This is a genomic window from Rathayibacter sp. AY1A7 (genome assembly GCF_002930845.1).
In the GTDB taxonomy this organism is placed as follows: domain Bacteria; phylum Actinomycetota; class Actinomycetes; order Actinomycetales; family Microbacteriaceae; genus Rathayibacter.
Genome location: NZ_PSTL01000010.1, coordinates 81,975 through 95,674 on the forward strand (window position 1 = coordinate 81,975; position 13,700 = coordinate 95,674).

A 13,700-nucleotide genomic window follows, 5' to 3' on the forward strand; every position below is an offset into this window, starting at 1 on the left:
TTAGCGTGGGGGCACCCGCCCGGCCCCTGACCCAGATCGGCTCACCGTGAAGACCCGCCTCCTCGCCCTCACCGCCCTCCTCGGCGGCACCGCGCTCGCCCTGAGCGGCTGCTCCGGAGCGGGCAGCGCCTCCGACAGCTCCTCCGCCGCCGCCGCGGGCGGGCCCGTGAAGGTCGTCGCGTCGACGAACGTCTACGGCGACCTCGTCTCGAGCATCGGCGGCGACCTGGTCGAGGTGACCAGCATCATCGACAGCCCGGACAAGGACCCGCACGAGTACGAGGCCACCGCCCGCGACCAGCTCGCTGTGTCCGGCGCGACCCTCGTGATCGAGAACGGCGGCGGCTACGACCACTTCCTCGACACCATGATCAGCGCGGCCGGCACCGAGGCCCCCGTCATCACGGCGACCGTGATCGCCGGCCTGGAGGACGTCCACGACCACGCGGAGGAGGAGGAGTCGGAGGGCGGGCACGAGCACGCGGAGTTCAACGAGCACGTCTGGTACGACCTCTCGGTGATGAAGGAGGTCGCGGGGCGGATCGGCGACGAGCTCGCCGCGCTCGACCCCGACAACGCCTCCGCCTACTCCGCCAATCTCGCCACCCTCGACGAGGGGCTCGACGCCCTGATCGCCCGCGAAGGCGAGCTGAAGGGCACGCTCTCCGGCCGCTCCATCGCGATCACCGAGCCCGTCCCGCTGTACATGACCGACGCGCTCGGCCTGACCGACGCGACTCCCGAGGCCTTCAGCGAGGCGGTCGAGGAGGGCACCGACGTCCCCGCGACCACGCTCCAGGAGACGCTGGCGCTGTTCTCCGGCAAGGCCGTCGACGCGCTGATCTACAACGAGCAGACCGAGGGCGCGCAGACGGACGCGGTGCTCGACGCCGCGAAGGCCGCCGGGATCCCGGCCGTCCCCGTCACCGAGACGCTGCCCGAGGGCGACGACTACACCGGCTGGATGACCGCCAACCTCGACGCGATCGAGGGAGCCCTCTCCCAGTGAGCCACGACTCCCCGACCAGGCCCGTCTCCCCGGAGGCGGGCCCTTCGGCGTCCGTGCTGCGGCTGCGCGGCGCCGGCCTCCGCTTCGGCGACCGCGAGCTGTGGAGCGGCGTCGACCTCGACGTGCGCGCCGGCGAGTTCGTCGCGGTGCTCGGCGCGAACGGCTCCGGCAAGACGAGCCTCCTGCGCGCGGTGCTCGGCCAGCAGCAGCTGAGCGCGGGGGAGCTGCAGGTGCTCGGCGAGCCCGTGCACCGCGGCAACCGGCGCATCGGCTACATCCCGCAGCAGAAGCTCGCCGACGAGGGCACTCCGCTGCGCGCCCGCGATCTGCTCGGGCTCGGGATCGACGGCCACCGGTTCGGCCTGCCCCTGCCCTCCCGCTCCCGGCGCGCGGCCGTCGACGCGCTGCTCGAGGCCGTCGGCGCCACCGCCTTCGCCGACGCCCCCATCGGCAGCCTGTCCGGCGGCGAGCAGCAGCGCGTCCGCGTCGGCCAGGCGCTCGCGGGCGACCCGGCGCTCCTGCTCTGCGACGAGCCGCTGATCGCGCTCGATCTCGCCCACCAGCGGGCGGTCAGCGAGCTGATCGACCGGCACCGCCGCGAGCGGAACCTCGGCGTCCTCTTCGTCACGCACGACGTGAATCCGGTGCTCGGCATGGTGGACCGCGTGCTCTACCTCGCCGGCGGCCGGTTCCGGATCGGCACCCCCGACGAGGTCCTGCGCTCGGAGGTGCTCAGCGAGCTCTACGATGCACCCGTCGACGTGATCCGCGCCCGGGGCCGGGTCATCGTGGTCGGCGCCCCCGACCACTCGCACGTGCACGAGCACGAGGAGGGGCAGTCGTGACGGACGTCTGGTCGCAGATCTTCGACTTCTCGGACTACGGAGCGCTGCTGTCGCTCCTGATGAACTCGGTGATCGCCGGCGCGGTCCTCGGAGTGGTCGGCGGGCTCATCGGCGTCTTCGTGATGTCGCGCGACATGGCCTTCGCGGTCCACGGCATCAGCGAGCTCTCGTTCGCGGGGGCCTCCGCGGGGCTGCTGCTGGGCGTCGGCGTCGTCGAGGGATCGATCGTCGGCTCGCTGATCGCGGCGGTCCTGATCGGCGTGCTCGGCTCGCGCGCCCGCGACCGCAACTCGATCATCGCGGTGCTGATGCCGTTCGGACTCGGCATCGGCATCCTCTGCCTGGCCCTCTACCCGGGCCGCAGCGCGAACAAGTTCGGCCTGCTCACGGGTCAGATCGTCGCGGTCGACGACCCGCAGCTCGGGTGGCTGATCGGCATCTCGGTGGTCGTCCTCGTCGGTCTCGCGCTGATCTGGCGCCCCCTCACCTTCGCGAGCGTCGACGCCGACGTGGCGGCCGCGCGCGGCATCCCCACCCGGGCGCTCTCGATCGCGTTCATGCTCCTGCTCGGCCTCGCGGTCGCCGTCTCGGTGCAGATCGTCGGCTCGCTGCTCGTGCTCGCGATCCTGGTGACGCCGGCGGCCGCGGCGCTGCGCCTGTCCGCCTCGCCGGTGGTCGTGCCGCTGCTGAGCGTGCTCTTCGCCGTCGGCGCGCTGGTGGGCGGCATCCTGCTCGCGCTGGGCGGATCGATCCCGATCAGCCCCTACGTGACGACGATCTCGTTCGCGATCTACGCGGTCTGCCGGATCATCGGCCGCAAGGGCGTCCGGCGCTCCCGGCTCGCCGTCGGCGGGGGGCGGTAGCGTGGCCCGGGTCGTGCGGAGTGGAGGTGGTCCAGTGGTCAAGCGCAACACGTGGCAGCGCGAGGCGGTGCGCGAGGCCCTCGGGCGTCGCGAGGACTTCGTCAGCGCCCAGGGCCTGCACAGTGCGCTGCACGCCTCCGGCTCGCCGATCGGGCTCGCGACGGTCTACCGCGCGCTCTCGGACCTGGCCGTGGAGGGCGAGGCCGACTCGCTGCAGTCGCCCGAGGGCGAGAGCCTCTACCGCGCCTGCACGCCGGGGACGCACCACCACCACCTGATCTGCCGCCGCTGCGGGCTGACGGTCGAGATCGCGGCCGACGAGGTCGAGGAGTGGGCGCGCTCGGTCGCGTCGCAGAACGGATTCACGGACGCGCACCACGTCGTGGACGTCTTCGGGCTCTGCGCGGCCTGCACCGCGGGGCTCGCCGAGGCCTGAGGCCGGTCCGGCCGGGAGCCCGTCCGCGGGCGACCGTCGATCCTGGTCCGGCTCAGGCCGGGAGGAACACCCCGATCGACCGGTCCTTCACCACGGAGCCGGCGGGCAGCACCCGTCCGCTCATCGCGAGGTAGACGCCCGGCGGCAGCAGCTGCACGGCGGCCACCGCGGTGCCGAGGTTGAACGCGGCATCGCTGTCGAGCATCCGTGCGGGCTGCATCGCGCCGGTGAGGACGACCACCCGATCGCGGACGACGCCGAGGGCCTCGGCCGTCGCGGTCATCGTGTCGGTGCCGTGGGTGAGGACGATCCGGTCCTCCTCGGCGGCGAGCACCCGCTCGCGGATGAGGGCCCGATCGGCGTCGTCGAGCTCGAGGCTGTCCTTGGCGAGGACCTCCTCGACGCGGAACTCGAGCGTGGTGAGCACCGGGGCGAGCAGGCGCGGCACCATCGGGGCGCCGATCTCGAGCTCGCCCGCGAGCGAGTACTCCTTGTCGACGGTGCCACCGGTGGTGAGGACGAGGATGCGGTCAGTCACGCGATCAGACTAGGCGCCGCCTCCGACACCGGCACGTTCGTGCGCAGTGGCCGCGCCACGTCGGCGGCGGCGGCCCGCATCGGGAACGATGGAGCGCATGACATCCTCCTCCCCGTCCCTCCTCCGCACCGGCGCCAAGGTGCTCCTCGGCTCCGCCCTCCTCTTCGCGGGGGTGAGCCACCTCACCCGCAAGCGGGAGGAGTTCCAGGCGCAGGTGCCCGAGTGGGTGCCGCTGGACAAGGACGCGGTCGTGCTCGCCTCGGGCGTGGTGGAGATCGGCCTGGGCGCCTCGCTGGTGCTCGCGCGCCGCCGGGCGCCGCTGGTCGGAGCCGCGGCCGCCGCCTTCTTCACCGCGATCTTCCCGGGCAACGTCTCGCAGTGGGTGACGCGGACGAGCGCCTTCGGGCTCGACACCGACCGCAAGCGCGCCGTGCGCCTCGCGTTCCAGCCGCTGCTGGTGGCGTGGGCGCTCTGGTCGACCCGTCGTCCGCGGGGCTGATCCCTCTCATCGGATCCCGCTCGCCGGGCGGCACGACGCCGGCCGTGAGCGCGTGCCGCCCGCCGCCCGCCGCAGAGGATCCCCCTCAGCCGTCGCCGTGCTGCGCCTCGGCCAGCAGCGGCGCGAGCAGCTCCTCGATCCGGCGCCGTGCCCCCTCGGCGTCGCCCGCGGCGATCGCCTCGACCAGCTCGGCGTGCTGCCGGGCGTGCACGTCCTCCTCGCCGACGACGTCCTCCTCCAGCACCGACTCGAACATGCCGGTGAGGCCGTCGTAGAGCTCGACGAACAGGTCGTTGTGGGTCGCGACGACGACGGCCCGGTGCAGGGCGGTGTCCGCGGCGATCCGCTCGGCGAGCTCCGGCGCCTCCCAAGAGCGGGCTCGGCGGTCCAGCAGGGCGCGGAGGGAGGCGACGTCCTCCCCGGTGCGGCGCTCGGCCGCCAGCGCGGCCGTCGCCCCGTCGATCGCGAACCGCAGCTCGAGGCCCTCCCGGCGGGCGGCGCTCGGGATGCGGCGGCGCAGCGACTCGGCGAGCTGCGAGCGCGCGGTGACGAACGTGCCTCGCCCCTGCTCCCGCCGCACGAGGCCCGCCTGCACGAGGGCCTGGACGGCCTCACGGACGGAGTTGCGTCCGGCGCCGGTCCAGCGGGCGAGCTCGGCCTCCACCGGGATCCGCTCGCCGACGGCCCAGCGGCCCGAGCGGATCTCCTCGTGGAACAGCGCCGTGACGTGGTCGATCACGCTCTCGCGCTGGAACGGCGCCGCGGGGCTAGACTCGCCAGGATTCATCCCATCATCCTATCTCTCGGGGACTCCATGACCGCAGCACCGACGCTCCGCGCCACCGCCCTCCTGGCCCTCGCCGCCATCGCGATCACCGCGCTGAACCTCCGCACCGCCGTCACCGGCTTCAGCCCGCTGCTCGACACGATCGGCGCCGATCTCGGCTTCGGGCCCTCGCTCTACGGGGCGCTGGGGACGATCGTCACCGCCTCCTTCGCCGTCTTCGGCTTCGTCGCCGCGGCCGTCTCGCGCCGGATCGGCCTGGAGCGCACGCTCGCGATCGCGACGCTGGTGACCACACTGGGCATCGCCCTCCGCGCGCTCAGCCCGAGCCCGGTCGCTCTGGTGCTCTCGACCGTCGTCGCCTTCGCGGGCGTGGGCACCACGAACGTGCTCATCGTGCCGATCGTGAAGCGGTACTTCGCCGAGCGGATCAAGACGGTCAGCTCGCTCTACCTGGCGCTGCTGCAGGTGGGCCAGTTCGTCGCTCCGCTGGTCGCGGTGCCGCTGGCCTCGACGGCGGGGTGGCGCTGGGCGATCGGGATCTGGGCCGTGATGACGGCCGCGGCGTGCCTGCTCTGGGCGGCGCTCGCGGCCCGCGGAGGAGGCGGGGCGGCTCCGGCCGCCGCCGGCGGCCGCGTGGACGGGGCGTGGCGCACGCCGCTGCTCTGGGCGATGGTGCTGATGCTCGGGATGACCGGTCTGCACACCTACGGGATCATCACCTGGCTGCCGACGATCCTCGTCGACGCGGGCGCGGATCCGGCGCAGGGCGGGGCGCTGCTGGCGCTGTTCTCGGTGTTCGGCCTCGCCGCCGCCTTCGTGGTGCCGCCGCTGACTCTGGGGATGCGCAACCCGGTCGTGGTCGTGGTGGTGTGCTGCGTGCTGCTCGCCGTCGGCTACGCGGGCCTCGTCGTCGCTCCGCTGGAGGGTGCCGTGGCGTGGGTGGTCTGCCTCGGGCTCGGCGTCAGCACGTTCCCGATGACGCTGACGCTCGTGAACGCGCGGACGCGGACGACCACCGGCTCCTCGACCCTCTCCGGCGCCACGCAGGGGCTCGGCTACGGGCTCGCCTGCCTCGGTCCGCTGCTGATCGGCGTGCTCTACGAGGCGCAGGGGGACTGGAGCGGCGCGTACGCGCTGCTGTTCGCCGGAGTGGCGGTGCTGCTGGTCAGCGGGATCGTCGCGTGCCGTCCGCGGTTCCTCGAGGACGAGGCGGCGCTCCGCCGGGCCTGAGCGGCGGCGCTCAGCGCGACGCGGCCGGAGCGAGCGCGGAGACGATCCGCCCCAGCCCGAAGCGCCAGGCGCTCTCCACGTCGCCGCCGAGGGTGAAGGCGCCGGTGATCTCCATCCCGATGAACCCCGTCGCCCAGGCGGTCAGCGTGCGCGCCGCCTCGAGGGCGTCCTCCTCGCCCGCCAGCTGCGCGGTGAGGTCCAGCAGGCGGGCGCTCGCCGCGTCGCGGTACTCCTGGGCGGCGACGGGCGTGCCGGGAGCGGGGGCCATCACGAGGAGGAACGCGGCCGGCCGGTCTCTGGCCGGAGCTCCTGGCCGAGCTGCGCGCGATGGGCCGCACCCTCGACGACGTGCGCGGCGTCGTGCTGACCCACGGCGACTCCGACCACGTGGGCTTCGCCGAGCGCCTGCGCCGCGACCACGGCGTGCCGGTCCACGTGCACGCCGCCGACGCCGAGCGGGCGAAGGGCGGGGCGAAGCCGAGGACCGCGACACCGCGGCTGCGCGTCCTGCCGCTCCTCGGCTTCGCGGCCTACGCGCTGCGGAAGGGCATCGCGACGGTCCCGCCGCTCACCGAGGTCGTCGAAGTGCACGACGGGCAGACGCTCGACCTGCCGGGCGCTCCCCGCGTGATCGCGCTCCCGGGTCACTCCCCGGGGAGCATCGCCGTGCACGTGCCGCTGGCCGACGCGGTCTTCGTCGGCGACGGGCTGACCACCCGCCACGTGCTCACCGGCCGCACGGGTCCGCAGCCCGCGCCCTTCACCGACGAGCCGGAGCAGGCGCTCGCGTCGCTCCGGGCGCTCCTGCCCACCGGGGCGCGCTGGGTGGTGCCGGGCCACGGAGCGCCGTGGAGCGGCGGGATCGAGGCGGCGGTCCGGCTGGTCGAGAGCGCCTGAGGCCCGCAGCCGCTCAGGAGGCGGGGACGAGCTTCCAGCGGTCGGCGAGGATCTCGAGGCCCTTGTCGAAGGTCGCCGACCACGCCGTGACGTCGTGGGCGCTGTCCGGCACCTCGAGGTAGGTGGCGCTCATGCCGGCGGCGACGGCCGCGGCGTAGACGGTCTTCGCTCCGGGGAGGAACGAGGTGTCCTCGGCGCCGACTCCGAAGATCGCGACGGTGCCGGTGTAGGGGGCGTTCGCCGCGAGGACGTTCACCGGCTTCGCGGCCTCGTAGGCGGCCTGGTCGCCGCCGAACCCCTGCGCGACCGTCGCCGCCTCGCTGCCGAGGGTCGGCGCGAGCTCGCCCGAGGCGTCGACGATGTTGCCGAAGAGCGACGGGTGGCCGGCGCCGAGCTGGATCGAGCAGGTCCCGCCCTGCGAGAGGCCGCCGATCGCCCAGTGCTGCGCGTCGCCGAGCACCGGCAGGTTGGCGCGGATCCAGTTCGGGACGTCGACGGTGAGGTAGGTGGCCGACTTCCCGAGCGGCGAGTCGACGCACATCGGGTTCCTGTCGGGATCGCCCAGCTGGTCGGGCGACACGACGATCGGCGCGAGGCCGGCGTGCGCGGCGGCGTAGGCGTCGAGGGTCTGCTGGAACTTCTCGGTCGAGAGGGGATCGGAGGGCGACCCCGGCTGCCCCGAGAGCATGATCATCACCGGCAGCAGCGGCGGTGCCGCGGTGAGGGCCGCGGGCGGGAGGTAGACCACCGCGTCGCGGGCCGGGAAGCCCGACGCGGTGGCGGGGATGGCGACCGTCGAGACCGAGCCGACGGCGGGCATCCCGGCCGGGGCCGTCCAGGTCGCGAGGTCCGAGTGCGGTCCGTCCGCGGCGGCGACCGGCACGGAGGAGTCGGAGTACGCGCTGATCCCGAGCGCGCTGCGCACCGTGGGGTACTGGCCGAAGTCGATGTTGACGGTCATCGCGGCCGCCGCGACGACGAGCACTCCGGCCGCGAGCGATGCGAGAACCCCCCGCGCGCGGCGGCGGGCGATCGCGTGCCCGAGGACGACCAGGGCGACGCCCAGCCCGCCGATCCCGAGGCCGATCGCGACCCGGGTGACCGGCGTGAAGTCGACGCCGAACGGGCCGTCGGGCCCGTCGACGAGGGCGGCCAGGGCGGCGCCGCCGATCAGGCCCAGGAGGAGGACCGCGACGGCGATCCCGCCGCGCCGGGAGCGCCCGCGGCGGGGAGCGCGGACGTGGGCGGCGAGCAGGAGGAGGAGCGCTCCGATCGCGAGCACGTAGACGGCGACGACGAGGGGGCCGGAGACGAGGCTCAGGTCGAGGAGAGAGGTCATGCGTCGATCCGGTCGGAGGGTGCTCGGGCGGGCGTCAGTCTGGCGGCGGTCTCTGGAGGAGAGCCGGGAGCTGTCGGGAGCGATTCTCCTCCCCGGGCGCGGATCCACCGAGCTCTCCACCGATCAGGCGCAACCCCGCGCGCCGCGCCGCCGCTCCCGCCTAGCGTGGGACTCCCGACGCACACCGCGCCCTCACGAAGGAGCCCGCACCATGACGCAGCACCCCCGCCTCGAGACCTCCTCCCGCGAGGCCCGCGCATGAGCCGCGGAGTCGCCGTCGTCACGGGCGGCACGGCCGGGCTCGGACGCGCCACGGTCCGCGAGCTCGCCTCCCGCGGCTGGGACGTCGCCGTGCTGGCGCGCGGCGAGGACGGACTGGCGGCCACGGTCGCCGAGATCGAGCAGAAGGGCCGGCGCGGGCTGGGCATCCCGACCGACGTGGCCGACCGCGAGGCCGTCGAGTCGGCGGCCGACCGGGTCGAGGCCGAGCTCGGCCCGATCGAGTTGTGGGTCAACGACGCGATGGTCGGCGTCTTCGGCGAGTTCCTCTCGACCGAGCCCGCCGACTTCGAGCGCGCCGTGGGCGTCAACTTCTTCGGCTTCGTCAACGGCACCCGCGCAGCCCTCTCCCGGATGACCCCGCGCGACCGCGGGCACGTCATCCAGGTCGGCTCCGCCCTCGCGCACCGAGGCATCCCGCTGCAGGCCGCGTACTGCGCCTCCAAGTTCGGCGCCCGAGGCTTCACCGAGGCCGTCACCGCGGAGCTGCTGCACGCGAAGAGCCGCGTGCGCCTGTCCGAGGTCGACATGCCGGCGCTCAACACCATCCAGTTCAACTGGGTGAAGTCGCAGCTGCCGCACCACCCGCAGCCCGTGCCGCCGATCTACGAGCCCGAGGTGGGTGCGATCGCGATCGCCGACGTGGCCGACAAGCCGCGCCGCCGCACCTGGGTCGGCGAGCCGACCGCGGGCACCATCCTCGGCGACCGCTTCGCCGGGCGCTTCATGGACTGGTACCTCGCCCGCAGCGCCTTCGACGGTCAGCAGGCCCCCGACAAGACGGAGCCGATGCTCCCGAACAACGTCTACGAGCCGGTCCCCGGCGATCACGGCGCCCGCGGCCTCTTCAGCGATCGCGCGCACACCATGACGCCCCAGATCTGGATGATCCGCCACCGCGCCCTGAGCTACGCGGGGGCCGCCGCGGCCCTCGCCGCCGGCGCCGCGGGCGTCGTCTCGGCCCTGCGGAGGAAGTGACCGTGGTCGACGCCGTCGTCATCGGGGCGGGGCCCAACGGCCTCGCCGCCGCGGTCACGCTCGCGCGGGCCGGGCTCTCGGTCACCGTGCTCGAGCGCAACGAGACGATCGGCGGCGGCGCGCGCACGGCGGAGCTGACGCTGCCCGGGTTCCACCACGACGTCTGCTCGGCGGTGCACCCGATGGCGCTCGCGTCCGGCTTCTTCCGCGCCTTCGGGCTCGACCGCCGCATCGAGCTGGTCGTCCCCGAGATCTCGTACGCGCATCCGCTCGACGGCGGCCGCGCGGGCATCGCCTACCGCGACCTCGACCGCACGGTCGAGGCGCTGGGGCGCGACGGAGCGGCGTGGCGCGCCCTGATGAGACCTCTCTCCGAGCGGGCCGACCGCGTCGCGGGCTTCACCAACGACGCGCTGCTGCGGATCCCGACGGACCCGAGCGTGCTGATCCGCTTCGGACTGCGGGTGCTCGAGCAGGGCACCCCGGTGTGGAACCTGCGCTTCCGCGAGGACGTCGCCCCGGCGATGTTCTCCGGGGTCGCCGCGCACTCGATCCGCCCGATGCCGAGCCCGTCGACGGCCGCGGCCGCCCTGGCGCTCGGCGCCTACGCCCACGCGCGCGGCTGGCCGGTGCCGATCGGAGGCAGCCAGTCGATCGTCGACGCGCTCGCCGACGACCTCCGGGCGCACGGCGGCACCATCGAGACCGGCGTCGAGGTGACCTCGCTCTCGGAGCTGCCCCCGGCCCGCGCCGTGCTCGTCGACGGCACGCCGACGGCGCTGCTCGCGATGGCGGGGGACCGGCTGCCCCCGGCGTACGCCGCGGCCCTCCAGCGCTTCCGCTACGGCAACGGCGTGGCCAAGGTCGACTTCGCCCTCGACGGGCCGGTGCCGTGGACGAACCCGGAGCTCGCCGGCGCGGGCACGCTGCACGTCGGAGGCAGCCGCGCCGAGATCGCGGCCGCCGAGCGCGACGTGAAGCGCGGCCGGCACAGCCGCAGCCCCTACGTGCTGGTGGCGCAGCCCTCGATCGCCGATCCGACCCGGGCGCCCGAGGGCAAGCACGTCCTCTGGGCGTACACGCACGTCCCCCGGTACTCGCCCGCCGACCAGCAGGAGGCGATCACCGCCCAGATCGAGCGCTTCGCCCCCGGGTTCCGCGACCGCGTGATCGGCGCCTCCTCGATGACCGCCCGCGACATGCAGGCCTACAACCCGAACTACCTGGGCGGGGACATCGCCGCCGGAGCCGCGAGCGTCGCGCAGCTGCTCTCGCGCCCGGTCCCTACGACCGACCCGTGGCGGACGCCCGCGAAGGGGCTCTACCTCTGCTCCTCGTCCACCCCGCCCGGGCCGGGCGTGCACGGCATGGCCGGCTGGCACGCCGCCCGCAGCGCGCTGCGGCACGAGTTCGGGGTGCGCGAGTCGCCCGACCTGTCGCCGGAGGCGCACCCGGCCTGAGCCGCCGCCGTTGCGCCGCGCCCGTCGCCGCCCCCGGCCTGCCAGGCTGAGGGACGGCGCCGCCACGCGCCCCACCACCACTCGAAGGAGCCCGCGATGTCCCGCACCACCCGCGTCGTCCACTGCCCGCCCGAGTCCGTCTTCGCGGTGCTCGCCTCCGGCTGGCTGTTCCCGAGCTGGGTCGTCGGCGCGTCGCGGATGCGGAAGGTCGACGCCGACTTCCCGCACGTGGGCTCGCAGCTGCACCACTCCTTCGGCCTCTGGCCGCTCGTGATCGACGACCGCACCACAATTCTCGAGTGGGACCCGCCGCGCCGGATGGTCATCCAGGCCGCCGGCTGGCCGCTCGGCGAGGCCCGGGTGCGCGTCGAGGTCGAGCCGCACGCGCGCGGCGCGAAGGTGCGGATGCACGAGGCGCCCGTGAAGGGCCCGGGCACGCTCGTCCCGAAGCCGCTGATGCACTCGTTCCTCTGGATCCGCAACCGCGAGGCCGTGCGCCGGCTCGCCCACATGGCCGAGGCGGGAGCCGCGGGCCGCACGCTCGCGCCCGCCTCGCTCCCCTCGCCCGCCGACCGCGCCGGGATCGACCGGCCGAAGCACGTCTGGGCGCGCCTGACCGGAGCGATCGGGTCGATCGCGGTCGGGACGCTCGTGGTCCGCGGCGTCCTCGCGGCCGTGCGGCGCGCCCGGAGCTGACGGGCCCGGACCCGACGGGCCCGGACCCGACGGCGCCCGGAGTCGGCGGCGCCCCGGCAGGACGCCGCCCGGGTCAGACGATCCGCTCGACCAGCCGCACGTGCTGCACCTCGACGCGCTTCGGCTCGCTCGCGAAGGCGGCGTCGCGCTCGGGCGAGGCCAGGTACGCCCGCTCGACCTCGGCGAACGCGTCGGCGTCGCCGGCCGTGCTGACCGCCCAGACGAACTCGTTCACCTCGCGGTCGGCGTAGGCGAACTCGATCCGGAAGCCGTGGGCCTCGCGCGCCGGCACGATCCGCTCGGGGAACCAGGCGAGGAAGTCGTCCATCACCCCGTCCATCAGCTCGTAGCGTCGGAGTTGGATCGTCCTGGTCTCGGCTGCAGCGCTCATGCTGCGACGGTACCCGCCCGGCGGCCGCGCCGTCGCCGCGCTACGCTCGCCGCCGACAGCCCCACGCCGAGGAGGACAGCACGGACCCCCGCCACCGCTCCCTCGCGCTGCTCGTCGCCGGCTGCTTCTTCATGGAGAACCTCGACGCCACGATCGTGACGACCGCCGCGCCCGCGATCGCCGCCGACCTGGGCGTCGACTCCGCCGCGGTCTCGATCACCGTCACCGCGTTCCTCCTCACCGTCGCCGTCCTCATCCCGGCCTCGGGCTGGCTCAGCGAGCGCTTCGGCGTGCGCCGCGTCTTCACCACCGCGATCGCCGTCTTCACCCTCGCCTCCCTGCTCTGCGCGCTCAGCCCCACGCTGCCGCTGCTGGTCGGCGCCCGGGTCCTGCAGGGCGTCGGCGGCGCGCTGATGGTGCCGGTCGGCCGGCTCGCGGTGCTGCGGGCGACCCCGCGGGAGGGGATCATCCACGCCATCGCGATCCTGGTCTGGCCGGGACTGGTCGCCCCCGTGATCGCGCCGTTCCTCGGCGGGCTGCTCACCACCGTCGCCTCCTGGCACTGGATCTTCCTGATCAACCTGCCCCTCGGGGTCGTCGCGTTCGCGATCGCGCGCCGGATCGTCCCCGCCACCGCCGAGAGCGCGCCGCCCCCGCTCGACGTCACCGGGCTGGTGCTCGTCGCGGTCGGGCTCGGCGCGCTGGTCGGAGCGGCGGGGCTCCTCACCGGCTCCGAGCTCGACGGGCGGGCGGTGGCGCCGCTGCTCGTCGGCGCGGTCGTGACGGCGCTCGCCGTGCGGCACCTGCGCCGCGCCGAGCATCCGCTCGTGCGGCTCGACGCCTTCCGCTTCCGCACCTTCCGGGTCGCCAACGCGAGCGGATCGCTCTACCGGGCGACCGTGAACGCGGTGCCGTTCCTGCTCCCGCTGCTGTTCCAGGACGCGTTCGGCTGGAGCCCGGTGCAGGCCGGCTCCGTGGTGCTGGCGCTCTTCGCCGGCAACCTGGCGATCAAGCCGGCCACGACTCCGCTGCTGCGGCGCCTCGGCTTCCGCGGGGTGCTGGTCGCGGCGAGCGCGGTCGGGGCGGCGTGCATGGCGGCGATGGCGTTCCTCGAGCCGGCGACTCCGGTGGCGCTCGTGGTGGCGCTGCTGGTGCTGAGCGGAGTGGCCCGCTCGGCGGGCTTCACGGCGTACAACACCGTCACGTTCGCCGAGGTCCCGCAGGAGGGGATGTCGGGCGCGAACACCCTCAACGCCACCACGCAGCAGATCGCGGCCGGACTCGGAGTCGCGGTGGGCGCGGTGGCGCTCGCCGTCGGCACCGCGATCGGGCCCGGCCTCGTCCCCTACAGCGTCGCCTTCCTCGCCCTCGCGGTGCTGACCCTCGTGCCGCTCGCCGCCGCCGCCCGGCTCCCGCGCGACTCCGGGAGCGCCCTCACCGCCTGACCCGCGCG

Annotated in this window: 16 protein-coding genes; 11 read left to right on the forward strand and 5 right to left on the reverse strand. The window is 74.6% G+C overall.

The features are described 5' to 3' along the window. Nucleotides 1-46 precede the first annotated feature (46 nt). Genes C5B95_RS09785 through C5B95_RS09800 form a run of 4 tightly spaced genes read left to right on the forward strand, consistent with a single transcriptional unit; the run spans nucleotide 47 to nucleotide 3,153 of the window. The gene (locus C5B95_RS09785) at nucleotides 47-1,009 is read left to right on the forward strand and encodes a metal ABC transporter solute-binding protein, Zn/Mn family (protein WP_104267829.1); all 963 of its coding nucleotides are present in this window, start codon (nucleotides 47-49) and stop codon (nucleotides 1,007-1,009) included. Next, nucleotides 1,006-1,854, forward strand: coding sequence for a metal ABC transporter ATP-binding protein (locus C5B95_RS09790; RefSeq protein ID WP_104227225.1), 849 nt, complete (start codon nucleotides 1,006-1,008; stop codon nucleotides 1,852-1,854). The genes C5B95_RS09785 and C5B95_RS09790 overlap by 4 nt, the downstream gene beginning before the upstream one ends. A 59-nt stretch (nucleotides 1,855-1,913) precedes the next feature. Continuing rightward, nucleotides 1,914-2,717, forward strand: coding sequence for a metal ABC transporter permease (locus C5B95_RS09795; protein ID WP_104224551.1), 804 nt, complete (start codon nucleotides 1,914-1,916; stop codon nucleotides 2,715-2,717). A 34-nt stretch (nucleotides 2,718-2,751) separates the two neighbouring features. Beyond that, nucleotides 2,752-3,153 carry a Fur family transcriptional regulator gene (locus C5B95_RS09800; protein WP_104224542.1) on the forward strand — a complete coding sequence of 134 codons (402 nt, stop codon included), beginning with the start codon at nucleotides 2,752-2,754 and terminating at the stop codon, nucleotides 3,151-3,153. Between the two features lie 52 nt (nucleotides 3,154-3,205). Here the strand turns inward: C5B95_RS09800 and C5B95_RS09805 are convergent, their stop codons facing one another. Then, a complete protein-coding gene (locus tag C5B95_RS09805) occupies nucleotides 3,206-3,691 on the reverse strand; it encodes an asparaginase domain-containing protein (RefSeq protein ID WP_104224541.1) in 486 nt (161 codons plus the stop codon). Nucleotides 3,692-3,779: 88 nt separating this feature from the next. Between C5B95_RS09805 and C5B95_RS09810 the strand changes: the two genes are divergently transcribed. Next, nucleotides 3,780-4,190 carry a hypothetical protein gene (locus tag C5B95_RS09810; RefSeq protein WP_181027249.1) on the forward strand — a complete coding sequence of 137 codons (411 nt, stop codon included), beginning with the start codon at nucleotides 3,780-3,782 and terminating at the stop codon, nucleotides 4,188-4,190. 85 nt (nucleotides 4,191-4,275) lie between these two features. On the opposite strand, the gene C5B95_RS09815 is transcribed toward C5B95_RS09810, so the two are convergent. Further along, the gene (locus C5B95_RS09815; protein WP_104349053.1) at nucleotides 4,276-4,977 is read right to left on the reverse strand and encodes a FadR/GntR family transcriptional regulator; all 702 of its coding nucleotides are present in this window, start codon (nucleotides 4,975-4,977) and stop codon (nucleotides 4,276-4,278) included. 27 nt (nucleotides 4,978-5,004) lie between these two features. Between C5B95_RS09815 and C5B95_RS09820 the strand changes: the two genes are divergently transcribed. After that, on the forward strand, nucleotides 5,005-6,207 hold the full coding sequence (locus tag C5B95_RS09820; protein WP_104251045.1) for an MFS transporter: 1,203 nt from the start codon (nucleotides 5,005-5,007) through the stop codon (nucleotides 6,205-6,207). A 10-nt stretch (nucleotides 6,208-6,217) separates the two neighbouring features. On the opposite strand, the gene C5B95_RS09825 is transcribed toward C5B95_RS09820, so the two are convergent. Continuing rightward, nucleotides 6,218-6,475: a TetR-like C-terminal domain-containing protein gene (locus tag C5B95_RS09825; protein WP_146076559.1), complete on the reverse strand. Its 258-nt coding sequence runs from the start codon at nucleotides 6,473-6,475 to the stop codon at nucleotides 6,218-6,220. 41 nt (nucleotides 6,476-6,516) lie between these two features. Here C5B95_RS09825 and C5B95_RS09830 point away from each other — a divergent pair, with 41 nt between their 5' ends. Continuing rightward, nucleotides 6,517-7,104, forward strand: coding sequence for an MBL fold metallo-hydrolase (locus C5B95_RS09830; protein ID WP_258059934.1), 588 nt, complete (start codon nucleotides 6,517-6,519; stop codon nucleotides 7,102-7,104). Between the two features lie 13 nt (nucleotides 7,105-7,117). On the opposite strand, the gene C5B95_RS09835 is transcribed toward C5B95_RS09830, so the two are convergent. Further along, nucleotides 7,118-8,443: an esterase family protein gene (locus C5B95_RS09835; protein WP_104258167.1), complete on the reverse strand. Its 1,326-nt coding sequence runs from the start codon at nucleotides 8,441-8,443 to the stop codon at nucleotides 7,118-7,120. 258 nt (nucleotides 8,444-8,701) lie between these two features. On the opposite strand from C5B95_RS09835, the gene C5B95_RS09840 reads away from it, so the two are divergent. From C5B95_RS09840 to C5B95_RS09850, 3 genes are all read left to right on the forward strand, one after another. Next, nucleotides 8,702-9,700, forward strand: a complete 999-nt coding sequence (locus C5B95_RS09840) for an SDR family oxidoreductase (RefSeq protein WP_104233564.1) — start codon at nucleotides 8,702-8,704, stop codon at nucleotides 9,698-9,700. 2 nt (nucleotides 9,701-9,702) lie between these two features. Next, nucleotides 9,703-11,160 carry a phytoene desaturase family protein gene (locus tag C5B95_RS09845; protein WP_374954255.1) on the forward strand — a complete coding sequence of 486 codons (1,458 nt, stop codon included), beginning with the start codon at nucleotides 9,703-9,705 and terminating at the stop codon, nucleotides 11,158-11,160. 96 nt (nucleotides 11,161-11,256) lie between these two features. Next, nucleotides 11,257-11,856, forward strand: coding sequence for an SRPBCC domain-containing protein (locus C5B95_RS09850; RefSeq protein WP_104349055.1), 600 nt, complete (start codon nucleotides 11,257-11,259; stop codon nucleotides 11,854-11,856). 73 nt (nucleotides 11,857-11,929) lie between these two features. Here the strand turns inward: C5B95_RS09850 and C5B95_RS09855 are convergent, their stop codons facing one another. Beyond that, the gene (locus C5B95_RS09855) at nucleotides 11,930-12,247 is read right to left on the reverse strand and encodes an NIPSNAP family protein (RefSeq protein WP_104349056.1); all 318 of its coding nucleotides are present in this window, start codon (nucleotides 12,245-12,247) and stop codon (nucleotides 11,930-11,932) included. A 131-nt stretch (nucleotides 12,248-12,378) separates the two neighbouring features. On the opposite strand from C5B95_RS09855, the gene C5B95_RS09860 reads away from it, so the two are divergent. Next, nucleotides 12,379-13,692, forward strand: coding sequence for an MFS transporter (locus tag C5B95_RS09860; RefSeq protein WP_104349057.1), 1,314 nt, complete (start codon nucleotides 12,379-12,381; stop codon nucleotides 13,690-13,692). The last annotated feature ends 8 nt before the right edge of the window (nucleotides 13,693-13,700 follow it).

Coding starts and splice junctions, on each gene's coding strand:
- C5B95_RS09795 (WP_104224551.1), top strand. CDS start 1,914: ATGAACTCGGTGATCGCCGGCGCGGTCCTCGGAGTGGTCGGCGGGCTC.
- C5B95_RS09810 (WP_181027249.1), top strand. CDS start 3,780: ATGGAGCGCATGACATCCTCCTCCCCGTCCCTCCTCCGCACCGGCGCC.
- C5B95_RS09815 (WP_104349053.1), bottom strand. CDS start 4,977: ATGAATCCTGGCGAGTCTAGCCCCGCGGCGCCGTTCCAGCGCGAGAGC.
- C5B95_RS09820 (WP_104251045.1), top strand. CDS start 5,005: ATGACCGCAGCACCGACGCTCCGCGCCACCGCCCTCCTGGCCCTCGCC.
- C5B95_RS09825 (WP_146076559.1), bottom strand. CDS start 6,475: ATGGCCCCCGCTCCCGGCACGCCCGTCGCCGCCCAGGAGTACCGCGAC.
- C5B95_RS09835 (WP_104258167.1), bottom strand. CDS start 8,443: ATGACCTCTCTCCTCGACCTGAGCCTCGTCTCCGGCCCCCTCGTCGTC.
- C5B95_RS09840 (WP_104233564.1), top strand. CDS start 8,702: ATGAGCCGCGGAGTCGCCGTCGTCACGGGCGGCACGGCCGGGCTCGGA.
- C5B95_RS09850 (WP_104349055.1), top strand. CDS start 11,257: ATGTCCCGCACCACCCGCGTCGTCCACTGCCCGCCCGAGTCCGTCTTC.
- C5B95_RS09855 (WP_104349056.1), bottom strand. CDS start 12,247: ATGAGCGCTGCAGCCGAGACCAGGACGATCCAACTCCGACGCTACGAG.
- C5B95_RS09860 (WP_104349057.1), top strand. CDS start 12,379: ATGGAGAACCTCGACGCCACGATCGTGACGACCGCCGCGCCCGCGATC.